This window comes from Microbacterium neimengense (assembly GCF_054782995.1).
In genome coordinates, this window is record NZ_BAAGRK010000002.1 from 221,306 (window position 1) to 244,169 (window position 22,864).

General features: G+C 70.6%; 22 protein-coding genes and 1 pseudogene. 13 read left to right on the forward strand and 10 right to left on the reverse strand.

The annotated features are described in order from the left end of the window. Positions 1-3: 3 nt before the first annotated feature. Positions 4-279 carry an HPr family phosphocarrier protein gene (locus ACYVJS_RS02445; RefSeq protein WP_460737441.1) on the reverse strand — a complete coding sequence of 92 codons (276 nt, stop codon included), beginning with the start codon at positions 277-279 and terminating at the stop codon, positions 4-6. Positions 280-296: 17 nt separating this feature from the next. Beyond that, positions 297-620, reverse strand: a complete 324-nt coding sequence (locus ACYVJS_RS02450) for a PTS sugar transporter (protein ID WP_460737443.1) — start codon at positions 618-620, stop codon at positions 297-299. Positions 621-779: 159 nt separating this feature from the next. On the opposite strand from ACYVJS_RS02450, the gene ACYVJS_RS02455 reads away from it, so the two are divergent. Together ACYVJS_RS02455 and ACYVJS_RS02460 are read left to right on the forward strand one after the other, a co-directional pair. After that, positions 780-2,690 carry a BglG family transcription antiterminator gene (locus ACYVJS_RS02455; RefSeq protein ID WP_460737445.1) on the forward strand — a complete coding sequence of 637 codons (1,911 nt, stop codon included), beginning with the start codon at positions 780-782 and terminating at the stop codon, positions 2,688-2,690. Positions 2,691-2,741: 51 nt separating this feature from the next. Beyond that, entirely contained in the window at positions 2,742-2,864 is a 123-nt protein-coding gene (locus ACYVJS_RS02460; protein WP_460737447.1) for a hypothetical protein, read from the forward strand. An 87-nt stretch (positions 2,865-2,951) separates the two neighbouring features. On the opposite strand, the gene ACYVJS_RS02465 is transcribed toward ACYVJS_RS02460, so the two are convergent. The 3 genes from ACYVJS_RS02465 to ACYVJS_RS02475 are packed head-to-tail and all read right to left on the reverse strand — an operon-like array spanning position 2,952 to position 6,045. After that, positions 2,952-3,545 (reverse strand): GNAT family N-acetyltransferase, encoded by a 594-nt coding sequence (locus tag ACYVJS_RS02465; RefSeq protein ID WP_460737449.1) that lies wholly within the window; start codon positions 3,543-3,545, stop codon positions 2,952-2,954. After that, positions 3,542-5,215: a phospho-sugar mutase gene (locus ACYVJS_RS02470; protein ID WP_460737451.1), complete on the reverse strand. Its 1,674-nt coding sequence runs from the start codon at positions 5,213-5,215 to the stop codon at positions 3,542-3,544. The genes ACYVJS_RS02465 and ACYVJS_RS02470 overlap by 4 nt, the downstream gene beginning before the upstream one ends. After that, positions 5,212-6,045, reverse strand: coding sequence for a purine-nucleoside phosphorylase (locus ACYVJS_RS02475; RefSeq protein ID WP_460737453.1), 834 nt, complete (start codon positions 6,043-6,045; stop codon positions 5,212-5,214). The genes ACYVJS_RS02470 and ACYVJS_RS02475 overlap by 4 nt, the downstream gene beginning before the upstream one ends. An 89-nt stretch (positions 6,046-6,134) precedes the next feature. On the opposite strand from ACYVJS_RS02475, the gene ACYVJS_RS02480 reads away from it, so the two are divergent. Beyond that, complete coding sequence (locus ACYVJS_RS02480) at positions 6,135-7,595, forward strand: NAD(P)H-quinone dehydrogenase (protein WP_460737454.1); 1,461 nt, start codon at positions 6,135-6,137, stop codon at positions 7,593-7,595. A 121-nt stretch (positions 7,596-7,716) separates the two neighbouring features. Here the strand turns inward: ACYVJS_RS02480 and ACYVJS_RS02485 are convergent, their stop codons facing one another. Both ACYVJS_RS02485 and ACYVJS_RS02490 read right to left on the reverse strand, forming a co-directional pair. Then, entirely contained in the window at positions 7,717-9,483 is a 1,767-nt protein-coding gene (locus tag ACYVJS_RS02485) for an acetyl/propionyl/methylcrotonyl-CoA carboxylase subunit alpha (protein ID WP_460737456.1), read from the reverse strand. 99 nt (positions 9,484-9,582) lie between these two features. Next, positions 9,583-10,236, reverse strand: a complete 654-nt coding sequence (locus tag ACYVJS_RS02490; RefSeq protein WP_460737458.1) for a Maf family protein — start codon at positions 10,234-10,236, stop codon at positions 9,583-9,585. Between the two features lie 91 nt (positions 10,237-10,327). On the opposite strand from ACYVJS_RS02490, the gene ACYVJS_RS02495 reads away from it, so the two are divergent. From ACYVJS_RS02495 to ACYVJS_RS02510, 4 genes are read left to right on the forward strand one after another with little or no spacing between them, the layout of a single operon-like run. Continuing rightward, positions 10,328-11,605: a class I SAM-dependent RNA methyltransferase gene (locus ACYVJS_RS02495; RefSeq protein WP_460737460.1), complete on the forward strand. Its 1,278-nt coding sequence runs from the start codon at positions 10,328-10,330 to the stop codon at positions 11,603-11,605. A gap of 4 nt (positions 11,606-11,609) precedes the next feature. After that, on the forward strand, positions 11,610-12,272 hold the full coding sequence (locus ACYVJS_RS02500) for a response regulator (protein WP_460737462.1): 663 nt from the start codon (positions 11,610-11,612) through the stop codon (positions 12,270-12,272). Continuing rightward, on the forward strand, positions 12,262-13,500 hold the full coding sequence (locus tag ACYVJS_RS02505) for a sensor histidine kinase (protein ID WP_460737464.1): 1,239 nt from the start codon (positions 12,262-12,264) through the stop codon (positions 13,498-13,500). The genes ACYVJS_RS02500 and ACYVJS_RS02505 overlap by 11 nt, the downstream gene beginning before the upstream one ends. Then, entirely contained in the window at positions 13,497-14,543 is a 1,047-nt protein-coding gene (locus ACYVJS_RS02510) for a hypothetical protein (RefSeq protein ID WP_460737466.1), read from the forward strand. The genes ACYVJS_RS02505 and ACYVJS_RS02510 overlap by 4 nt, the downstream gene beginning before the upstream one ends. A gap of 260 nt (positions 14,544-14,803) precedes the next feature. On the opposite strand, the gene ACYVJS_RS02515 is transcribed toward ACYVJS_RS02510, so the two are convergent. Further along, a complete protein-coding gene (locus ACYVJS_RS02515; RefSeq protein WP_460737468.1) occupies positions 14,804-15,031 on the reverse strand; it encodes an acyl-CoA carboxylase epsilon subunit in 228 nt (75 codons plus the stop codon). After that, positions 15,028-16,617: an acyl-CoA carboxylase subunit beta gene (locus ACYVJS_RS02520; protein WP_460737470.1), complete on the reverse strand. Its 1,590-nt coding sequence runs from the start codon at positions 16,615-16,617 to the stop codon at positions 15,028-15,030. Before ACYVJS_RS02520 ends, ACYVJS_RS02515 begins: the two co-directional genes overlap by 4 nt. A 159-nt stretch (positions 16,618-16,776) precedes the next feature. On the opposite strand from ACYVJS_RS02520, the gene ACYVJS_RS02525 reads away from it, so the two are divergent. The 6 genes from ACYVJS_RS02525 (at position 16,777) to ACYVJS_RS02550 (ending at position 22,626) form a co-directional block, all read left to right on the forward strand. Beyond that, a complete protein-coding gene (locus ACYVJS_RS02525) occupies positions 16,777-17,571 on the forward strand; it encodes a biotin--[acetyl-CoA-carboxylase] ligase (protein WP_460737472.1) in 795 nt (264 codons plus the stop codon). A 71-nt stretch (positions 17,572-17,642) separates the two neighbouring features. Beyond that, positions 17,643-18,200: a PH domain-containing protein gene (locus ACYVJS_RS02530; RefSeq protein WP_460737474.1), complete on the forward strand. Its 558-nt coding sequence runs from the start codon at positions 17,643-17,645 to the stop codon at positions 18,198-18,200. A gap of 74 nt (positions 18,201-18,274) precedes the next feature. Beyond that, positions 18,275-19,411, forward strand: a complete 1,137-nt coding sequence (locus ACYVJS_RS02535; protein WP_460737476.1) for a 5-(carboxyamino)imidazole ribonucleotide synthase — start codon at positions 18,275-18,277, stop codon at positions 19,409-19,411. A gap of 108 nt (positions 19,412-19,519) precedes the next feature. After that, the gene (gene purE / locus ACYVJS_RS02540) at positions 19,520-19,987 is read left to right on the forward strand and encodes a 5-(carboxyamino)imidazole ribonucleotide mutase (RefSeq protein WP_460737492.1); all 468 of its coding nucleotides are present in this window, start codon (positions 19,520-19,522) and stop codon (positions 19,985-19,987) included. Further along, positions 19,984-21,459, forward strand: coding sequence for an LCP family protein (locus ACYVJS_RS02545; protein ID WP_460737478.1), 1,476 nt, complete (start codon positions 19,984-19,986; stop codon positions 21,457-21,459). Before purE ends, ACYVJS_RS02545 begins: the two co-directional genes overlap by 4 nt. Positions 21,460-21,519: 60 nt before the next feature. Continuing rightward, positions 21,520-22,626 (forward strand): glycosyltransferase, encoded by a 1,107-nt coding sequence (locus ACYVJS_RS02550; protein ID WP_460737480.1) that lies wholly within the window; start codon positions 21,520-21,522, stop codon positions 22,624-22,626. Positions 22,627-22,663: 37 nt separating this feature from the next. On the opposite strand, the pseudogene ACYVJS_RS02555 reads toward ACYVJS_RS02550, so the two are convergent. Then, positions 22,664-22,864 (reverse strand): annotated as a pseudogene (locus tag ACYVJS_RS02555) (dTDP-4-dehydrorhamnose reductase); the annotation flags it as partial.

Below are 22,864 nucleotides of genomic sequence, written 5' to 3' on the forward strand. Positions count from 1 at the left end.
TCCTCAGGCGGCGTCGTGGTCGGTGGTCAGCAGGTCTGCGAGGCGGTCGAGGATCGCCTCGGCATCTCCGCCTTCCACGGTCAGGGTCACGTAGTCGCCGTAATCCAGACCGAGCGAGATGACTCCGAGGATGCTGGCGGCGTTCGTCGCCGCCCCCGAGTCCTTCGCGATCGTCACCGGGACGCCCGCATCCTTGGCCGCCTGAGCGAAGAGCTTCGCGGGGCGGGCGTGCAGGCCGTGCGACGAGCCGATGCGCACGGTTCGGGTTGCGAGGGACATGTGGGTGCCTTTCCTTCTCAGGCCGTGGGGCCGGACAGCGACGCTGCCTGGTTCGTGATCAGGTCGAGCGTTCGCCGACCGTCTCGGTCCGTGAAGATGTCCTCGGGCAGGACGATCACGGAAACTCCGTGGCGCTCCGCATCCTCTCGGATGCTGTCCGCCACCTGGGTCAGGTGCGGTCCGATCAGTACAAGCTCCGCCTCGCCGATCCGCGCCGTCAACGCGACGTGCGGTACCGCCTCGGCTTGGAGATCGAGCCCGGCGGACACCGCCGCTCGCTGCAGCCGCTGTGCCACGAATGTGCTCGACGCACCAGCGCCGCACACCACCAGGATCCTCATCGACCCGCCTCCTTCCTCTCCATCCTGTGAACCTCCCGAGAGCGCGGCAACCAGAGGTTCTTCCGCCCCGAGCGGAAATCGCCGCGGCAGGGCGGACCCGTCCTGTCGCCCACGTGATGGAATGGAGTGCCGGTGCCAGCCGGGATCTCGGAGGGTGACGTGACGCGAGCGCGACAGGACAGGGTGCTGGGCATCCTGGTCCGCGAGCGCGATTGGATCACCGCCGGCACCCTGGCCGACCTGCTCGGGGTGACGCCGCGCAGCATCCGCAGCTACGTCACCGCGTTGAACGCGCGTGCCGCCGGTGCCGTCGAATCGGGTCCGCTGGGCTATCGCGCCGGCGCCGAGGCGGCCGTCACGCTGCGCGATCACCCGACGGATGCGGGAACCCCGCGCGACCGGCTCCACACGATCGTGCGGGCGCTGCTCGCCGGCGATGAGGGCATCGACGTCTTCGAGACGGCCGACCGGCTCTTCGTCAGCCCCGCCACGCTCGAGTCCGATCTCGCCCGGGTGCGAGGGCTCTTGGGAGGCACGGAGCTGGTGCTGGAGCGCTCCGCCTCCCGTGCACGGCTCGTCGGCTCCGAAGCCGCACAGCGCCGGCTCCTCAGCCGTCTCGTGCACGACGAGATGGACGAGGGTGCCTTCGACCTCTCGGCGCTGCGGCGCACGCTGGGTGAGGAGTCCGTCGCGCCGCGCGCATTCGGCCAGTTCAAGGCGGAGCTCGTGGCTCGGTTGAGCGAGCTGGGCTACTACGTGAACGAGTTCGGCATCGCCGATGTGCTGATGCACATCGCGATCTCGGCCGATCGGGTCTCGCTCGGCCGCGCGCTGGACGAGGCGGCGACCACGCCGACCGATGCGCAGGCGGCGATCGCCCGGGTCATCGACGAGCTCGCCCAGGAGCATCTGGGTGTGCGCCTGGGTACGGGAGACACGATCCACCTCGCGACGATCGTGCTGACGCGCATCGTCGCCCCCGGTGCGGCCGATTCGGCGCGGACGCCGCTGGACGCCGAGGTGGAGCAGGTGGTGAGCGAGGTGGTGGCCGAGGCCGCATCCGAGTTCCTCGTCGACATCCTCGCGCCCGAGTTCGTGCAGCGTCTGAGCCTGCACGTGCAGAATCTGCGTCTTCGCGCCCGGGAGAACGCGTGGTCGCGAAACCCCCTGACCCGCTCGCTGAAGTCGACGTATCCGATGATCTTCGACGTCGCCGTCTACATCGCGAGCAGGCTGCAGGAGCGGCTCGACATCCCGCTGCTGGACGACGAGATCGCCTACATCGCGATGCACGTCGGCGGGCAGCTCGAGCGCAGCCGTCGCTCCGACAATTTGTTGACCGCGACCATCGTGTGTCCGGGCTACTACGAGCTCCACGAGCTGCTGCGCTCGAGCGTGGACCGTTCGCTCGGCCAGGCCATCGAGGTCGTCGACGTCGAGACGCGGGTCGACCCCGACTGGGCAGCGATCGACACCGATCTCGTGCTGACGACGATCGATGCGCCCGTGTCGGGGGAGCGCTTCGTGCGGATCCAGCCGTTCCTGACCCCCAGCGACATCGAGCGCGTCCAGGCCGTCGCCGGCCGCATCCGCCGTGGACGCCGCCTCGCGCGGCTGCGCGCCGAGCTCGAGCGCTACTTCGACGCGGCGTCGTTCGTGCGCGGTCTCGACGCGTCGCACGGCGAGGAGGGTGTCATCCGCCAGCTCGGCGGAATGCTGGTCGAGCGCGGCATCATCGATGCGGACTACGTCGAGCGGGCCATCGAACGCGAGCACTTGTCATCGACGGCGTTCACCGATGCCCTCGCGGTGCCGCATGCGATCGGGATGACCGCGGTGCGCACGGCCATCGCGATCGGGATCGCCGACCCGCCGATGCCGTGGGGGGATTCCCGGGTGCAGGTCGTCGCGCTCGCGGCGTTCTCCGAGACCGATCGCGAAGCCTTCCAGACCGTGTTCGAGCAGTTCGTCGAGGTGTTCAGCGAGCGCGATTCCGTGCAGCGCATTGTGCGCCGCGGCACCGACTTCTCCGCCTTCCTCGACGAGCTCGTCGCCGTCATCGACGGCTGACTCCGGCTCCGCGGCGGGCGAGGATCCGCGGGCGCTCGCCGCCCTCGAATCGTGCGTGTCTCCGTCGTGCACGTTCCGGAGCGTCGTGGCGTGAACGTCCGAGACACGGGCGGCGTGGGGTCGGTGCGTGTCTCACTCGTGCAGGGTTCGGACGCGATCCGCGTGAACGATTGAGACACGGAGATGCCGCGCCCGGAGAGATGCCGCGCCCGGAGGGATGCCGCGGCCGGACGGATGCGGCGCGTGAGCGGATGCGGGGCGTCAGCGCTGGCGGAGGCGGGCGGTCAGCGCGGCGCGGACCGTCGGCCACTCGCCGTCGATGATCGAGAAGACGACGGTGTCGCGGATCGTGCCGTCGGCCCACACCGTGTGGTTGCGCAGCACGCCGTCCTGCTTGGCACCGAGCCGGGCGATCGCCGCGCGGGACTGATGGTTGTGCCAATGGGTGCGGAACTCGACCGCGCCGCATCCGAGCACGTCGAAGGCGCGCTCCAGCAACAGGAGCTTCGCGGCCGGGTTGATGCCGACGCCCTGGGCGGGGCGCCCGATCCACGTCGAGCCGATCTCGAGCCGACGATTGGCCTCGTCGAGGTTGAGGTAGGTCGTCATGCCCACGGCGCGGCCGTCTCGCACGTCGACGATCGCCCACGGGGCGACCAGGCCCGCGCGCTGCCGTTCAAGACGGCTCTCGATCTCGTCCCGCATGCCGTCGGGCGAAGGGATGCGGGTGTACCAGGTGCGCCAGAGGTCGTCGACCGCGACGACCGCCGCGAGGTCGTCGGCGTGCTGGGGCCCCAGCTGCTCGAGACGCACGTGAGCGTTCTCGAGCAGCGGGGCGTCGGACCAGTCGCTCACGAACGGGCGTCCAGCAGCGCCCGCACCCCGTCGCCCAGAGCGGCGATGCGCTCGGCCGCATCCGTCGCCGAATCCCCGCGGACGTCGAGGTAGGCCTTCAGCTTGGGCTCCGTGCCCGAGGGGCGCACGATGACGCGCGAGCCGCCTTTCAGCGTGTAACGAAGCACGTCGCTCGCCGGGAGCGTCTCGGAACCCTCGCTGAGATCCTCGACCGCCTTGACCTTCACCTCGCCGATGCGCGCCGGGGGATCCGCCCGCAGGCTCGACATGATCGTGCCGATGATGGACAGATCCTGCACCCGCACTGAGATCTGGTCGCTCGCGAAGAACCCGAACGTCCGGTCGAACTCATCGAGCAGGTCCTGCAGCGTCCTGCCGCCAGCGCGGGCCTCGCTCGCGAGCTCGAGCGCCGCCACGGCGGCCGAGATGCCATCCTTGTCTCGCACGGTCTCGGGGTTCACGAGGTATCCGAGTGCCTCCTCGAAACCGAAGATCAGGCCGGGTGCGCGCGAGATCCACTTGAACCCGGTGAGGGTCGCGGTAAAGCCCAGGCCGTAGTGCTCGGCGACGGTCTGCAAGCCGGGGGAGGACACGAGCGAGCACGCGAGCGTCCCGGATGCGCCGGCCTGCGCCGCCTTGCGCGCCGCGCGCCAGCCGAGCAGCAGTCCGATCTGGTTGCCCGTCAGGCGGCGCCAGCCCCCTTCCGCATCCGCGTCGGGCACGGCCACCGCCAGGCGGTCCGCGTCGGGGTCATTGGCGATGATGAGCTCGGCATCCGCCTCCCGCGCCGTCTCGAAGGCGAGATCCATCGCGCCGGGCTCTTCCGGGTTCGGGAAGGCGACGGTCGGGAAGCGCCCGTCGGGCTCGGCCTGTGCGGCCACCTGAACGGGTTCGGGGTATCCGGCCGCGGCGACGATGCGGCTCAGGGTCTCGCCGCCCACGCCGTGCATCGCGGTGTAGACCCAGCGCAACCCTTCGGCGCCCGCGGGCGCGGGCCCGACGGCGGCCGTGGCGGAGACGTACGCCTCGACGACCTCCTCGGATGCGGTGAGGTATCCCAGCGAGCGGGGGATCTCGCTCGCGGAGACCTCCGTCGCGATGCGAGAGATCTGCGCCGCGATCTCGCCGTCGGCCGGTGGCACGATCTGAGACCCGTCGTCCGCTCCGCCGAGGTACACCTTGTAGCCGTTGTCGTTCGGCGGGTTGTGGCTCGCGGTGACCATGACGCCCGCGTCCGCATGCAGATGCCGGACGGCGAAGGCGAGGACCGGGGTGGGCAGGAGCCTCGGCAGCAGCACGGCGTCCAGTCCCGCCCCCGCGAAGATCTCCGCGGAGTCGCGCGCGAAGACGTCCGAGTTGCGGCGTCCGTCGTAGCCAACCACGACGCGGGGCGTGTGACCTTCGGCCGCGTTGGCCGCCAGGTAGGCGGCGAGCCCTGCGGCCGCCTGCGCGACGAGGACCCGGTTCATGCGGTTGCTGCCCGCACCGAGCTCGCCGCGGAGCCCGGCGGTTCCGAAGGCGAGGCGTGCGCCGAAACGGTCCTGCAGTTCGCCGAGAGCGGACGCGCCGCCCGCATCCGCGGCGTTGAGGAGGTCGGTGAGCTCTTCGCGTGTCTGAGGATCGGGGTCCTGCGCGAGCCACGCGCGGGCGGCCTCGAGGACCTCGCTCACAGCTGGCCGATCACGCGGGCGAGGAGGTCGGAGATGACCGGCTCCGCCTCACGGCCGGCCTCGATGACCTCGGCGTGGCTGAGCGGGGTGGGGGAGATGCCGGCGGCGAGGTTGGTGATGAGCGAGAAGCCCAGCACCTCCATCCCTGCCTGACGGGCGGCGATCGCCTCGAGAGCGGTCGACATGCCGACGATGTGGCCGCCGATGATCTTGGCCATCTGCACTTCGGCCGGCGTCTCGTACTGCGGTCCGCGGAACTGGCAGTAGACGCCCTCATCCAGGCTCGGGTCTACGGTGCGCGCGAGATCGCGCAGGCGCGAGGAGTAGAGGTCGGTGAGGTCGATGAAGGTCGCGCCCTCGAGCGGCGAGTCCGCGGTGAGGTTGATGTGGTCGCTGATCAGCACGGGCGTCCCGGGCTTCCAGTGCTCCTTGATTCCGCCGGCGCCGTTAGTGAGCACCATGGTGCGGGCGCCGGTCGCGGCCGCCGTGCGCACGCTGTGCACGACGCGGCGGGTGCCGTGGCCTTCGTAGTAGTGCGTGCGTGCGCCGATGACCAGCACATGCTTGCCCGAGGGCGTGCGGACGCTCCGGAGCGTCCCGACGTGGCCCTCCAGCGCCGGCTTGCTGAAGCCCGTGACCTCCGGTGCATCGATCGTCGCGACGGTCTCACCGATGAGCTCCGCGGCCTTGCCCCAGCCGCTGCCGAGCGTGAGGGCGATGTCGTGCTGGGCGACGCCGGTGAGACGCGCGATGTCGTCGGCGGCGCGGCGCGCGATCTCGAACGGATCGGCTGCCGGGTCGTCGAGCGGGTTGAGGGGGGTGGTTGCCATGACCCCACCTTATGAACCCGAGGCCCCGCGGGCCACATCGACGCTCGCCGCATCCGCCGATTCGTCGGCGCGCACTGTCGCGGGAGAGAATGAGCACCATGTCTGCGAGCTTCGAGAGCGCCCAGCGCGTCGCGATCATCGGTGGTGGCCCGGGCGGCTACGAAGCAGCGCTGGCGGCGGCCCAGCTGGGAGCGGAGGTGACGCTCGTGGAACGCGCCGGCGTGGGCGGCTCGGCGGTCATCACGGACGTCGTTCCCTCGAAATCCCTCATCGCGACGGCGGATGCGGCCGTCGCCATCGCCGGGGCGAGCGATCTGGGCGTACAGCTGTTCGCGAAGGACGGCACCGGCAAGCCCCTGCAGCCGCAGGTGGCGATCAACCTCGCCGCCGTGAACAAGCGGCTGCTCTCACTCGCCCGTCAGCAGTCCGACGACATGCGCGCCTCGCTGGTGTCCGCCGGCGTCCGCATCATCTCGGGCCACGGCCGCCTCGACGGCCCCGGCGCCGTGGTCGCCTCCACCGGCCCAGGCGGCACGGACTTCGACCGGGTGGAGGCCGACACGCTCGTCGTCTCGGTCGGCGCCTCCCCGCGTCAGCTCGCCACCGCGAAGCCCGACGGCGAACGCATCCTCACGTGGACCCAGCTCTACGACATGAAGACCATTCCCGAGCACCTGATCGTCGTGGGCTCGGGCGTGACGGGTGCGGAGTTCGCCTCCGCCTACATGAACCTCGGCGCCAAGGTGACACTGGTCTCCAGTCGTGACCAGGTTCTTCCCGGTGAGGATGCGGACGCGGCGGCCGTGCTCGAGAAGGTGTTCGCGCGCGGCGGCATGACGCTGCTGGCCAAGGCGCGTGCCGAGCGTGCCGAGAACACCGGTGACGGCGTCCGTGTGACCCTCGCCGACGGCCGCACGATCGAGGGCAGCCACTGTCTCATGGCCGTGGGATCCATCCCGAACACGACGGGCATCGGCCTCGAGGAGGCCGGTGTCGAGACGACGGAGTCCGGCCACATCCGGGTCAACCGCGTCGCGCGCACCTCGGTGCCCAACATCTACGCGGCGGGGGACTGCACGACCTTCGTTCCGCTCGCCTCCGTCGCCGCGATGCAGGGGCGCACGGGGATCTTCCACGCCCTCGGCGACGTCGTCATCCCGCTCGAGCAGCGACGCATCGCCGCCAACATCTTCACCGCGCCGGAGATCGCGACGGTCGGCTGGCAGGAGAAGGACATCCGCGACGGTGCCATCAACGGCGTCGTGTGCAAGATGCCGCTCGCGGCCAACCCGCGGGCCAAGATGATGGGCATCAAGGACGGCTTCGTCAAGATCATCGCGCGCGAGGGGAGCGGAACGGTCATCGGCGGCACGATCGTCGGCCCGCGCGCATCCGATCTCATCTATCCGATCGCCATCGCCGTGGAGCGCCGTCTGACCGTCGACCAGGTGTCGCGGGTGTTCACGGTGTACCCGTCGCTGTCGGGATCCGTGACCGACGCGATGCGCGCCATGCACGTGATCGAGCCGGCCACCGAAGACGAGGACTGATCCGGATGCGGCCCCGTGCCGCATCCGCCGACGTCACCGCGCCGCGCTCTTGCGTCGTTGCCGCCACACTTCTGCGCACATGCGACGCAACTCGGGCACCCGGGCGGGTGGCCCGGGCGGGTCAATTGATGGTCAGGAGTTGGTGCCCCGCGGAGACCGTGGTGCCGGCGGCGGCGTTGATCGCGCCGACCACGCCGTCCTTGTGGGCCTGGATGGGCTGTTCCATCTTCATCGCCTCGAGGACGACGACGAGGTCGCCCTTGACGACCTGCTGACCCTCAGAGACCGCGATCTTGACGATCGTCGCCTGCATCGGCGCCTTCACGGCATCGCCCGAAGCGCCCGCGTTGGCGGTGGTCTGGTGCGAGCGACGTGACGGCGGCACCGCGGCGGGGCGACCGGTCTGCGCAGGTGCTGCGGCGATCCGGTCGGGCAGGCTCACCTCGAGGCGCTTCCCGCCGACCTCGACGACGACCGTGTGCCGCTGCTCGGGCTGCGCGATGTCGCCGAGCTCGCCGTCCCACGCGGGGATCTCGTTCACGTACTCGGTCTCGATCCAGCGCGTGTAGACGCCGAAAACGCCGTCTTCGGCGGTGAAGGCCGGCTGACGCACGACGTCACGGTGGAACGGGATGACGGTGGGCAGGCCCGCGACCTCGAACTCGTCGAGGGCGCGACGCGCCCGGGCGAGCGCCTCCGCGCGATCACGGCCCGTGACGATCAGCTTCGCCAGCAGCGAGTCGAACGCGCCCGAGACGACGTCGCCCGCGGTGACACCCGAATCGAGACGGATGCCGGGGCCGCCGAAGGTCTTGAAGACCTTCACCGGACCGGGCTGGGGGAGAAAGCCCCGTCCCGGGTCCTCGCCGTTGATGCGGAACTCGATCGAGTGGCCGATGGGGGCCGGGTCGTCGTAGCCGATCAGCTCGCCCTCGGCGATGCGGAACTGCTCGCGGACGAGGTCGATGCCGGTGACCTCCTCGGAGACCGTGTGCTCGACCTGCAGGCGGGTGTTGACCTCGAGGAAGGAGATCGTCCCGTCCGCGCCGATGAGGAACTCGCAGGTGCCGGCACCGAGGTAGCCGACCTCGCGCAGGATGGCCTTGGAGGACTCATAGAGGATGCGGTTCTGCTCCTCGGTCAGGAACGGCGCCGGCGCCTCCTCGACGAGCTTCTGGTGGCGGCGCTGCAGCGAGCAGTCGCGCGTGGAGATCACGACGACGTTGCCCGCCGCATCCGCCAGGCACTGCGTCTCGACGTGGCGCGGCTTGTCGAGGTACTTCTCGACGAAGCACTCGCCGCGTCCGAACGAGGTGATCGCCTCGCGAGTGGCGGACTCGAAGAGCTCCGCGACCTCGTCGAGCTCGCGCGCGACCTTGAGGCCTCGGCCGCCGCCGCCGTAGGCGGCCTTGATGGCGATGGGCAGTCCGTACTGCTGGGCGAAGGCGATGACCTCGTCGGCGCCCGAGACGGGGCCGGGGGTTCCCGGGGCGAGCGGGGCGCCGACCTTCTCGGCGACATGGCGGGCGGTGACCTTGTCGCCGAGCGCCTCGATGGCGTCGGGCGAGGGGCCGATCCAGGTGGCGCCTGCGCCGATCACCGCGCGGGCGAAGTCCGCGTTCTCGGCGAGGAAGCCGTATCCCGGGTGCACCGCGTCGGCGCCGGCACGGCGGAGGACGGAGAGGATCTTCTCGATCGAGAGGTAGGTCTCGGCGCCGGTGGTGCCATCGAGGGCGTAGGCCTCGTCGGCGAGACGCACGTGAAGCGCATCCCGATCCTGGTCGGAGTAGACCGCGACGGAGGCGATCCCGGCGTCACGAGCGGCACGGATGATGCGTACGGCGATCTCGCCGCGGTTCGCGATGAGGACCTTGGCGATGCGAGGCATGAGTGCCAGCCTAGCGAGAGGTTGCCGTGTCTTTTTGACCGAACTCCACAAGAACAAATAAATCTGTTCGGGAGAACCTACAACCGTCCCGACGCGGGTTCAGTCGGTGGAGGGTCCCCACAGATCGGTCCACGTCACCCCGAGCTCGCGGCACAGGGTCCGCAGCGTCGACAGCGACATTCCAACGACCGTCGACGGATCGCCCTCGACGCGCGTGATGAAGGGGCCACCGAGGCTGTCGATCGTGAAGGCGCCGGCGACGAGCAGCGGTTCGCCCGTGGCGACGTAGGCGGCGATCTCCGCATCCGTGACGTCCGCGGCGAAGCTCACGGAGGCGGCGGCGACGGCGTGCGCCTCGACGGGAGCTGTGCCGGGGGCGAGCCGGATCACGCTGTGGCCCGAATGCAGCACACCCGTGCGGCCGCGCATGTCGTGCCACCGGGCCGTTGCGGCCTCGGGCGTGTAGGGCTTGCCCAGGATCTCGCCGTCGAGCTCGAACATCGAGTCGCCGCCGAGGACGACGCCGTCGAAGTCCTCCCCGTCCGCTTCGAGCGCCGCGACGACCGCCGCGGCCTTGCGACGGGCGAGCAGCAGCACATGCTCGGCGGGAGTGAGCATACGTTTCTCCGCAGCCTCGACGGCGGCGATCACCGCCTCTTCGTCGACATCGGGGGCGGTGGTGCGCGGGTCGATCCCTGCCTGGCGAAGCAGCATGAGTCGGGCGGGCGATGTCGAAGCCAGGAGCACGCGCATCCCTCCACGGTAGACGGTCGCGCGCCGCGGGCCGCCGGCGGTGCACGTCGACGCCGGGTGCCCGAGAGCGGGCGTGTGCAAAGCTCGAAGGATGGATGCCGGAACGCACCTCGAGCTCGAGATCACCGATGTCGCCCACGGCGGCGTCTTCGTCGCGCGGCACGGTGACGAGCGACGCGTCGTCTTCGTGCCGGACACGTTGCCGGGCGAGCATGTGCGCGCGCGCCTGACCGATACGTCGAAGAAGTCCTTCTGGCGGGCGGAGGTCGTCGAGGTTCTCGAGGCATCGCCGCACCGGCAGCCGCATGTCTGGGCACAGGCAGACCTTTCGGTGCCCGCCGAGAACCGGCCCGGAGGCGCGGACTTCGGCCACATCGTCCTGTCGGAGCAGCGGGCCCTCAAGCTCCGCGTGCTCGAGGACGCTCTGGCGCGCATCGGACGGCTGTCGCTTCCGGCGACGATGGAGCCGGCACTGCCGAGCGCGACCGGTGACGCCGAGAGTGCGGACGGCACCGGCTGGCGTACGCGGGTGAGTCTGCACGTCGACGCGGAGGGGAGCATCGGTCCCTTCGGCGCACGCAGCCACCGCGTCGTGCCGGTTCGCGAGCTGCCGCTCGCGACCTCCGCCATCGCGGATGAGGCGGCGGGGCTGTCGGGTGCGCGGCCGGGGCGCGTGGATCTCGTCCAGCCCGCCGACGGCCGGGTGCGGGTGATCGCGCGGCCGGACGCGCGTGAGCGCCTTCCGCGTCCCGAGGTCGTCACCGAGCGCGTGGGAGATCGGGCGTTCCGGGTGGATGCGGGGGGCTTCTGGCAGGTGCACCGCCTGGCCGCGCACACGCTGACGACCCTCGTGGGCGACGCTCTCCACGCCGTCGGGGTCGACCCGGAGGGATGGCACCTGGACCTGTACGGCGGCGTCGGATTGCTCGCGGCGGCGATCGGGGACGCCGCGGGGCCGTCCGCCCGCATCACGAGCGTGGAGTCCAACGCCCGCGCCACCGAGCACGCCCGGCACAACCTGGCACCGTGGGCGGGGGCGAGGGCCGAGACAGCGCGCGTGGAGCGCTGGGTGGCCGAGCTCGCGAACGACGCGAGCATCGATCAGCGCGCCAGACTCGCGCGGGGCGTCGTCGTGCTCGACCCGCCGCGCTCGGGCGCGGGCAAGGACACGGCCCGCGCGATCGCCGGTCTCGAGCCCGACACCATCGTCTACGTCGCATGCGACCCGGTGGCTCTCGCGCGGGACCTCGCGGAGTTCCGTCTGCACGGGTACGAGGCCCAGACGGTACGCGCGGTCGACCTGTTCCCGCACTCCCACCACGTCGAAGCGGTCGCGGCCCTTCGGCGGACGGGCACACGGCTAGCATGAGCGCATGACGCGCGTCGCCTTCATCGACGACCACGAGTCGGTGCGGCTCGGGGTGGAGGCCGCCTGTGCGCGCACCGGCACGACCGATGTCGTCTACTCGGGCGCGTCGGTCACCTCCTACCTGGCCTGGCGTGCGGACGGGGGCGCGCAGGCGGACGTCGTGGTGCTGGACCTCACGCTCGGGGACGGAACCACGGTCTCCGAGAACGTCACCCGGCTCACGGGCGACGGCTCGGCGGTGATCATCTACAGCGTCGCCGATCGGCCCGCATCCGTACGCGAAGCCCTGCTCGCGGGGGCTGTAGGCGTCATCAGCAAAGCCTCGCCGATCTCGGACGTCGTGGGAGCGATCGCGACGGTGGCCAGAGGGGACGTGCTGAACACCGTCGAGTGGGCGAGCGCGATCGAGGGAGACCGCGCCTTCGCCGACGCTCAGCTGTCGACCCGCGAACGCGAGGTGCTCAAGCTGTACGCCGCGGGACTCCCGCTGAAGATCGTGGCCGATCGGCTGGGCATCGCCTTCTCGACGGCGAAGGAGAACATCACGCGCATCCGCGTGAAGTACGTGGAGGTCGGCAGACCCGCCCCCACCAAAGTCGACTTGCTGCGGCGTGCGCTGGAGGACGGACTGCTCACGGAGCATTCCGTGGGCGCCCATGACCGATAGCCGACCGTTACGCGTCCTCCGGGACGAGCTCGAGAGCACCGGCATCCCCGGCATCGCCTCGTTCACGCGGGAGCGCGTCGAGCGTGTCATGGCCGTGTCGGTGGCGCTCGCGTTCGGAGCGCTCGGCGCCCAGGCCTTCTTCGCGGCCCTGGGCTCGAAGGATGTCCGGGACGGGTGGGGGCTCGCTCTCATGCTCGTGGTCTTCGTCCCCTTCGTGGTGATGGAGATCACGTTCTTCAGCGGTCGCTTCACGCTCTTCGGCGGCCGTTTCTTCGTCGTCGCCTACACGGCCGCCCTCGCCGTCTGGCCGTGGGCGACGGCCGGGTCCGAGACGGCGATCACGTATCAACCGTGGATCTACTTCCTGGTGACCGTCGCCACGGTGGCGAGCGTCATCGTGTTCCCCCGGCCCGCGCACGTCGCGATCACCGTGCTCCTGCCCTTCGCGTACGGACTCGTCCGGATGATCGAGCTGCGCTTCGTGGCCGATGCGTGGATCGCGGTGTCCTTGGACACCTCGTTCTCCCTCATCCTGGGCAGCGTCCTCATGATGCTGGCGTGGACCTTTCGCACCGCGTCCTCGACGATCGACGAGCGGCGCCTGCGCGCCGTGAGCTCGTACGCGCAAGCCGCCGCCGTGAACGCCACCGAGCGTGAACGCGTCGCGGTGGCGGCCCTCATGCACGACAGTGTGCTGGCGGCGCTGCTGGCGGCGGAGCGCGCTCGCACGCCCCGGGAGAGCGACCTCGCGGTGTCCATGGCCCGCGAGGCGCTGACCCGGCTGGCCAACACCGATCGAGACGTGGGCGAAGGCAGCGATGCGCCCGTGCGTGCCGAGGCGATCGTGGCCGACATCCGCCGGACGATCGACGACGCGCAGTGCCCGGCCGAACTCGTCGTCGACCTCGACCCCGACACCCCTGAAGTGCCCGGTCGGGTCGCGCGCGCGCTGGTGCTCGCCGCAGCCCAAGCCATCTCCAACGCGGTGGAGCACGCGGCGGGTGCGGGGCTCGAGGTGCGCGTGAGCGGAAGCGCGGAGCCCGGTCGCGTCGTCATCGTCGTCTCCGACCGCGGGCCAGGGTTCGACATCGACGAAGTGCCGGCCGATCGGCTCGGCATCCGTGCTTCCATCCTGGCCCGCGTGAGCGCGTTCGGCGGGAGCGCCGAGGTGGTCTCCTCCAAGGAAGGCACCCAGGTGACGATGACATGGCGGGCGGTGCGTCCGTGATCAGCATCCGGTTCGTCGTCATGATGCTCGGTGTCGCCTTCACCGGCTTCCTCGTCGCGCGCGCCTCCTGGGTCACCGGTCCGGTTCGCGAGCCGCTGCTGCTGTGGACGGCGCTGGTCCTGTTCCTCGTCGTGGCGTGGTTCTGCATCTTCTGGGGGATGACCTCGGGACTGCGCACGCGCAGCCAGGAGATCACCGTCGCCCGGGGCAGCGACCGGCTGCCCATGTGGCTGTGCGTGGCGGCGCTCCTGGTCTCCATGGTGCTGCCGCCGCTCATCTCCACGGCGATTCCGCCCGAGGCGCGCACAGAGCAGTACGCCACCTGGTACATCGGAGGACTCGGCGCGCTCATGACGATCCTCGTCATCCGCCGCCGGCCATGGGCGGCGTGGAGCGGCACCGCCGTGCTCGCGGGATGGTCGATGGTGCTCCTGGGGCCGATCCCCGCGCTCGGTCTCGGATTGGTGGGTTCGGTGGTCTGGGTCACCGGAGCCCACTTCTTCACATTCGCGCTGGACCGCGCGGCGCGCGACACCGAAAGGCTCGGCGAGCTGCAGCGCACCGCATCGGCCGTGCAAGCGGCGCAGGGTTCCCAGCAGCGGGAGCGTCGCATCCAGGTGCAGCGCGCTCTGGCGGTCGCCGGTCCCGTCCTGGCGCGCACGATCGCGACGGGCGGACGCCTCTCCGAGGATGAGCGCACCGATGCCCGCATCGCCGAAGGGCGGCTGCGCGATGAACTGCGCGGACCGCGCCTCCTGGACGCCGACGTGCGCGAGGCGCTGGATGCGGCGCGCCGACGCGGTGCGATGGTCACCATGTTCGACGAGGGCGGCCTCGACGGGCTCGCCGAGGAGCAGCTGCACGTCATCCGGGCCGAACTCGCGCAGACACTGCGCTCGGCGCGATCCGAACGTCTCTACATCCGCACTTCGCCCGATGATCGGGTGGCTGTCACCGTCGTCGGGCGCGCCTCCTCGACGCTCGGTCTGTCCGACGAGGACAGCGTCGATCTCTGGCGCGAGATCGAGCACCCGGCGAGCTGAGACCGGTCATCCTGCACCCGGGCCCCCGCGCACCAGGAAAAGGAAAGGAGACGAGGGGCGGCGATTCGCTCGCCCCTCGTCTCCGGGCGAGTGGTTACCCGAAAACCACCCGCAAGATCGAACCCGGTTGGTGCACCCTGACGGTCAACGGGCCGATCGAACGCGAAGATGCGTTCCAGCTCCTCCAGTATGCGAGGGGGGTGCTGAGGTGTCTGTAGGTACTTTGGGGGACACCCGCGACGGCGCTGCTGCGGCGCGCCTCAGCCGCTGAATCCGCCCCATCCGGCGTCGCGACGCAGCGGCTGTCGCAGCCCGCGCTGCGATATCGACCACCCGGAGCGCCGGGCCGGCTCCGCGGCCACCGCGCCCTGCTCCTCCTGCCGGTAGGCGGCGGCGACCACCGCGATCGCCGCGGCGAGCTCGACATCGTCGGGGTTTCCCCTGCGCACCTCGATTCGCAGCGCGTCGCCGGGTTCCTCGAGGGTCATAGCGGGATGTTCCCGTGCTTCTTGGGCGGCAGGCTGGCACGCTTGCCGCGCAGGGAGCGCAGCGCCTTCGCGATCGCGACGCGGGTCTGAGCCGGTTCGATGATGCCGTCCAGCTCGCCGCGTTCCGCAGCGAGGAAGGGCGATGCCACGTTGTAGGTGTACTCGTTCGCGAGGCGCGCGCGCACCGCGGCGACATCCTCTCCGGCCTCCTCGGCCCGCTTGATCTCGCCGCGATAGAGGATGTTGACCGCTCCCTGTCCGCCCATGACGGCGATCTCCGCGGTGGGCCAGGCGAGGTTGATGTCAGCGCCGAGCTGCTTGGAGCCCATCACGATGTAGGCGCCGCCGTAAGCCTTGCGCAGGATCACGGTGACGAGGGGGACCGTCGCCTCGGCGTAGGCGTAGAGCAGCTTCGCGCCGCGGCGGATGACGCCCGTCCACTCCTGGTCGGTGCCCGGCAGATAGCCCGGGACGTCCACGAGCGTGACGATCGGGATCGAGAACGCGTCGCAGAACCGCACGAAGCGGCTCGCCTTCTCGCCCGCATCGATGTTGAGCGTGCCCGCCATCTGCGAGGGCTGGTTGGCGATCACGCCGACCGTGCGGCCCTCGACACGGCCGAAGCCGATCACGATGTTCGGCGCGAACAGGGGCTGGACTTCGAGGAACTCGCCGTCATCCACCACGTGCTCGATGACCTGGTGGATGTCGTAGGGCTGGTTGGGGGAGTCGGGGACGACCGTGTTGAGTGCGCGATCGGCATCCGTCGTCTCGAACTCGAAGACCCCCTCGTAGCCCGGGACCTCCGACATGTTGTTGTCGGGGAGGAAGCCGATCAGGGTGCGGGCGTAGTCGATCGCGTCGTCCTCGTCTTCGGCGAGGTAATGCGCGACTCCGGAGCGGGTGTTGTGCGTGAGGGCACCGCCCAGCTCCTCCATCCCGACGTCCTCGCCCGTGACGGTCTTGATGACGTCGGGGCCGGTGACGAACATCTGGCTCGTCTTGTCCACCATGATGACGAAGTCGGTGAGCGCGGGGGAGTACACGGCGCCACCGGCCGCAGGGCCCATGATGAGCGAGATCTGCGGGATCACGCCGGAGGCAGCGGTGTTCAGGCGGAAGATCTCGCCGTACTTGCCGAGCGCCACCACGCCCTCCTGGATGCGGGCGCCGCCCGAGTCGAGGATGCCGATGCAGGGGCAGCCCGCCCGCAGCGCGAACTCCATGATCTTGATGATCTTGTCGCCCGCCACTTCGCCGAGCGAGCCGCCGAACGTGGAGAAGTCCTGCGCGTAGACCGCGACCGTGCGGCCGTGGATGGTGCCCGTGCCGATCACGACGGAGTCGCCGTACGGACGCGAGCGCTCCATCCCGAAGGCCGTCGTGCGGTGACGCACGTACTCGTCCATCTCCACGAAGCTGCCGTGATCGACGAGCAACTCGATGCGCTCGCGCGCCGTGAGCTTGTCCTTCGCGTGCTGCTTGGTCTGGGCGTTCTTCTCGGCGTCGACGACCGCTTCCTGGTAGCGCTGGCGCAGGTCGGCGATCTTGCCGGCGGTGGTCGAGAGGTCGGGGCTGTCCGTCACGCGTTCCACCCTATCGGCGCCGCCTCCGCTGGCGTTGGAGGGTGTCGACAGGTGTGTACCGCATCCGCTGTCGTCTGTCTCCGATGTCGGCGCCGTGAGCTGCGCGGCTCGGCTGTCAACGGGGGAGCGTCATCCGGGCCCGCGAGTAGGGTGTGGCGCATGCCGATCCCCGCCGATGGATACCCGCTCGCCGCCGCCGTCAGCCCCCGGGTGCAGGTCGTCGAGACGACCGACTCGACCAACGCGGATGTGGTCGCCGCCGTCCTGGCGGACGACGCCGGGTGGCCGCATCTCTCCGTGCTCGTGACGACTGATCAGCGCCGAGGTCGCGGGCGGCTGGATCGTACCTGGGTGACACCGGCGGGCACCGCTCTCGCGGTCTCGGTCGTGGTGCGCGTGGGCGCTCTGCCGGTTCACGCTCGGGGATGGATCCCCCTCATCGCGGGCGTCGCGATGACGCGCGCGATCGCCGCGCAGCTGCGTGGCATCCCGCAGGCAGTGGGGCTCAAATGGCCCAACGATGTGCTCGTGGAGGGGCAGAAGATCTGCGGCATCCTGGCAGAGGCGGTGCCCGGCGAGTTCGACGCGGTCGTGGTGGGTGCGGGGGTGAACACGCGGATGCCGCGGGTGGACCTGCCCGTGGCGACGGCGGTGTCTTTCGCCGCTCTGGGCCAAGACGCCGATGAGGACCGTCTGCTGGCGGACTACCTGAGCGTGCTCGACGAGTTGCTCTCGGCTCTCATCGCCGCGGACGGCGACGCCGTCGCGGCCGGCGTGCAGTCCGCCGTCGAGTCCACCTGCACGACACTGGGCGGCGACGTCGCGGTATCGCTGCCGGACGGCACCACGCTGGAAGGTCGCGCCGAGCGCATCGATGCCGAGGGGCGACTGGTCGTGTCCGCCGGCGGTGCAGAGGTGCCGGTGGCTGCGGGAGACGTCACGCACGTGCGCTGAGTGCCGCATCCGTCGACGGGCGGCGGGCGTGTGAGCAGCGTGTGCGCGACGGCGCAGGGCACAATGGGAGCGTGACGCAGCCGACCGGATTCGGGGTCCGCCCGCCGACACCCGCACCCGGTGTCTCGGCGCCGGAGCGTCGTATCGTGCGCACGCGGCGGCACGCCCGTCGGCTCCTCTGGTGCGCGCTCGTGCTTATCGGGGTCGCCGGAGCCGTCGGATACCTCCTGGGAAACCTCCCGGCGCCGTTCGAGGACTGGATGCTGCTGGCGGCAGCGGGAGTGGTCGTCCTGGTTCTCGTTGTCATCCCCTATCTCGCCTGGCTCTCGCACACCTACACCGTCACGACGCGTCGCGTCATCGAGCGCTCCGGTGCCTTCGGTCGCCGCTCGCGCGAGCTCAGCCACGTCCGCGGCTATCGCATCACGGTGCGGCGGGGTCCTCTGCAGCGGCTCTGGCGCACGGGGACATTGATCCTCGACGACGGGGTGGACGAGCCTCTGGTGATCCGCCGCATCCCGCAGGCGCAGTTGGTGCACGAGGTGCTCGTCGACCAGGTCGAGGTCAATCAGATCCTCGCCCACCGCGATGCGCAGCCGCTTCCCGCGCCGCCCGGCGCCCCCGCCTGATCGGCTGCCGTCCCCATGGCGCCCGCGGTCGGCGCCGCCGTGAGGAAGAATGGTCAGCGTCCGGAAGGGGAATCATGGCGGTGCGCGTGGGAGTCGTGGGCGGCGGACAGCTTGCCCGGATGATGATCGCGCCGGCCGCGGAGCTCGGACTCGAGATCCGCGTGCTGGCCGAGTCCGAGGGGATGAGCGCGGCACTCGCCGCGACGGCGGTGGGTGACTACCGCGACCTCGAGACGGTTCGCGCCTTCGCCCGCGACGTGGATGTGCTGACCTTCGATCACGAGCACGTGCCGCAGGACGTGCTGCGCGCGCTCGTCGCCGACGGCATCGCCGTGCATCCTGGCCCCGATGCGCTGAGGTTCGCCCAGGACAAGCTCGAGATGCGCGAGCGGCTGACGCAGCTCGGCATGCCCCAGCCCGACTGGGCGCGCGTGGAGAACGCCGATCAGCTGCAGGAGTTCCTCGACGATCACGGTGGCCGCGCGGTCGTCAAGACGCCGCGCGGCGGCTACGACGGCAAGGGGGTGCGCGTCGTGTCCGCGGCGACCGAGGCGCAGGACTGGTTCACCGCCCTCGCCGAGGACGCCCGTGGCGGAGCCCTCCTGGTCGAGGAGCTCGTCGACTTCCGTCGCGAGCTCGCGCAGCAGGTCGCGCGGCGCCCCTCCGGCGAGATCGTCGCGTACCCGGTGGTCGAGACGGTCCAGCGCGACGGCGTCTGCGCCGAGGTCGTGGCGCCCGCGCCCGGTGCGCAGGGCCGGCTGTCCGCGGAGGCCGAGCGCATCGGCGTCGCTATCGCGGAGGGCCTCGGCGTCACCGGCATGCTCGCGGTGGAGCTGTTCGAGACCACCGATGAGCGACTGCTCGTCAACGAGCTCGCGATGCGCCCGCACAACAGCGGTCACTGGAGTCAGGACGGCGCCGTCACGAGCCAGTTCGAGCAGCATCTGCGCGCCGTACTCGATCTCCCGCTGGGCTCGGCGGACGCGCGCTCGCCGTGGTCGGTCATGATCAACATCCTGGGCGGGCCGGCCGAGGGGACGCTCGAGGATCGCTTCGATGCGGCGATGTCCGCGCATCCGGCGGCCAAGGTGCACACCTACGGCAAGGCTCCGCGTCCCGGTCGCAAGGTGGGGCACGTGAACGTCGCCGGCGACGACCTCGACGACGTCGCCTACGAGGCGAGGGCGGCCGCCGCGCACTTCCTGGACTGACGGCTCCGACCTCGCGCGCCGTTGCGGTGATCTTCCAGTGATGCCGCCTAGCCTTGACGGGTGACCCGGCCGCTGCATTCCTCCGAGGCGCCCCTGGTCGGCGTCGTGATGGGCTCCGATTCCGACTGGCGTGTGATGAACGAGGCCTCGGCCGCTCTCACCGAGTTCGGCATCCCGCACGAGGTCGAGGTCGTCTCGGCCCACCGCACCCCAGCGAAGCTGCACCGCTACGGCGCCGACGCGCGGTCGCGCGGGCTGCGCGCGATCATCGCCGGCGCGGGCGGAGCGGCGCACCTGCCCGGGATGCTCGCATCCGTCACCTCGCTCCCGGTCATCGGGGTCCCGGTTCCGCTCGCGACGCTGGACGGACTGGACTCGCTGCTGAGCATCGTCCAGATGCCGGCGGGGATCCCCGTCGCGACCGTCTCGATCGGCGGGGCACGCAATGCCGGGCTTCTCGCCGCGCGGATCCTGGGTGCATCGGATGCAACCATCGCCGATCGGCTGGAGGCGTACGCGCGGGAACTCGAGCAGATCGTCGAGCAGAAGAACCAGCGGCTGAAGGATTCTCTGTGAGCGCAGTGAGCCCGCCTCGCCCCGGCCGGCGCGCGGCCGCGGCTCCGGTGGTGAACCCCTATCCGCTGCGATATCCCGACAGCTCGTCGCGTGCCGTCATGACGCGCCGTGCCTGGTGGCTCGTGGTGCTCAACCTGCTGGTCCCGGGTTCCGCTCAGGCGCTGGCCGGCAACCGCCGACTCGGACGCTTCGGCCTCGGCGCGACGCTGCTGCTGTGGGCGCTCGCCGTCATCTGCGCGGCGGTCGCACTGGTCGATCTCGGTACCTTCGTCGATCTCGCCACGGGCGCGTGGGTGCCGGGATGGCTCGCGCTGCTGCGACCCGTGCCCATGCTCATCGCGCAGGGGATCCTGTTCCTCTACGCCGGACTGTGGATCGTCCTGACGATCGACACCCTGCGTCTCATCCGGCTCGTGAAGGTTCAGCCGTGGGCGCGGCTGGCGACTTCCATCGTCGCCATCGGCGCGCTCGTGCTCTCCAGCGCGGGGGCGGTCTGGGCGTCGAACTCGGTGGGAGCCGCACGCGACGCGCTCGGCACGGTCTTCACGCAGACCGGGCCCGCCGTGGAGCCCGTCGACGGGTACTACAACATCCTGCTGCTCGGCGCCGACAGCGGCGAAGGCCGCGACTCCATGCGCTTCGACAGCATCTCGGTCGTCTCGATCAATGCGGACACCGGCGCGACCACGATCTTCGGAATCCCGCGCGACATGCCGAACTTCCCGTTCGCCCCGGGGCCGATGCAGGACAAGTATCCGAACGGACACGAGTCGCACCCCAGCGCCACCTGCGGGTGGGGCAGCGGTATCAACCAGCTGCGGACCGAGGTCGAGGTCTGCCAGGACGGCAACACGATCTACCCGGATGCGGTCGCGAACGGCTCCGAACCCGGGGTCGAGGCGACGAAGGACGCCGCAGAGGGGATCCTCGGCATCCAGATCCCGTTCTACGCCTTCATCGATATGGACGGTTTCGCCGCACTGATCGATGCGCTGGGCGGCGTCGACATCAACGTCACCGAGCGCCTGCCCAAGGGCGGCGGGCCCGCCTACGAGGGTCAGAGCGCAGAGGAGTGGGCGATCGGGTGGATCGAGCCCGGTGAGCAGCACATGGACGGCGACACGGCCCAGTGGTACGCCCGTTCGCGCTACACGACGAACGACTGGGACCGGATGCTGCGCCAGCGTCAGCTGCAGGAGGCGATCCTCGCCCAGTTCACGCCGGGCAACGTGCTCGGCCGGTTCCAGGACGTCGCTGCGGCGGGCACGCACCTGGTCAAGACAGATATCCCGCAGACCATGCTCGGGTACTTCGTCGAGCTTGCCATCAAGGCCAAGGAGCAACAGGTCACCTCTATCGAGCTGACGCCGCAGGGCGGTGTCGACGATCGCCATCCGGATTACGACAAGGTGCATCAGATCGTTCAGCAAGCCCTGTATCCGCCGACGCCCTCCCCGACCCCGGAGGGCTGACAGCCTACCGGCGCGGCGTCCTCTCAGAAGCGGGCGCGAACGGATGGGTAGTCTCGAAGGATGACCGTCACGCTCCGCCTCGTGCTCGATCAGCTGATCGATGTCGTCGATCCGGACGCCGCTGACGCCGCGCGCGAGATCGCTGCCGCTCTCGTGGCGACCGCGCCGCGCGGCTGCGCCGTCGGTGCGATCGTGCCGGCGGGCGCGGAGAGTGCCGCGGCCGAGATCGCCGGTTTGGCAGACGTCTGGCGCGCGCCTCTGGCACGACCCGCATTGAGCGCGTCGTGGCAGCTCGGGATCGCGCCGGGGATCGGCGGTGGGCTCATCCATGCGCCGGGTCCGCTCGCGCCGTTGGTGCGCCACGATCGCGTGAACGACAACGACCAGACGGTCGTGACGCTGTGGGAGCTGTGCGCCTGGGAGATCCCCGGCGATCTTCCCCGCGCCGTGGTGGCCTCGCAGCGTGCGCTGCTGCGCCGCGCAGAGAAGTTCGCAGACGCCGTCGTCGTTCCCACGCATGCACTCGCGGCCAAGCTCGCCGAGATCGCGCCGCGGCTGGCGGGGCGTGTGCGGGTCATCCCGGGTGCTGCGCCCCGCGAGTTCGCCGTTCCCGCGGATGCGGTCGGTCGGCGCCGTGAACTCGGCGTCGGGGAGGACGTCATCGTCGTCGCCGGATCCCGGTGCGACGACGCCGCCTTCGCCACCGCCTTCTCTGCGATCGGCTCGCACGGCTGCGATCGCGGCGTCGTGGTGATGGACGCGCTTCCCGGGTCGGAGCAGCGGGTGCTCGACCTCGCCGCGGCTGCCGGGCTGTCCGCCGAGCGCGTCCGCGTGCACACGCACCTCGACGCACCCGACCGCGCGTCCGTGTTCGACGTCGCGACGGCGGTGATCGCGCCCTCGGCGCTCAGCGCGTTCCCGTGGAGAGCGGTCGAGGCGCTGACGATCGGCGTGCCTCTCGTGGCGATGGCATCGGACGTTCACGAGGAGGTGCTCCTCGACGGCGCGCTGGTCGCGCCGGTCGAGTCCTTCTCGGACGCGCTCGGGCAGGTGCTCGCCTCAGACGAGAGCAGAAAGCGGTACGCGGTGCGCGCCGCCGATCGTGGTCGTGCCTTCTCCTGGCGCGACCACGCGGAGCGGGTCTGGGCGCTTCACTCGGAGCTGTGAGAGGGCGGGACGGCACACGCCCGCGATCGGTCGGACGTCAGCGCGACAGGTAGTCCGCGAGCGCGTCGAGGGATGCGGCAGGCAGGAAACCCGTCCGGGTGAGCTTGTCGAGCGCGAGCATGCTGTTGCTGGGCCGCGGCGCGATCGGTCCCGTGGCGTTGGCGAAGTAGTCCGCGGTGGTGACGTCGGTGATGCGGGCGGGGTCGTGGCCGGTGTGTTGGAACACGGTGCGGGCGAT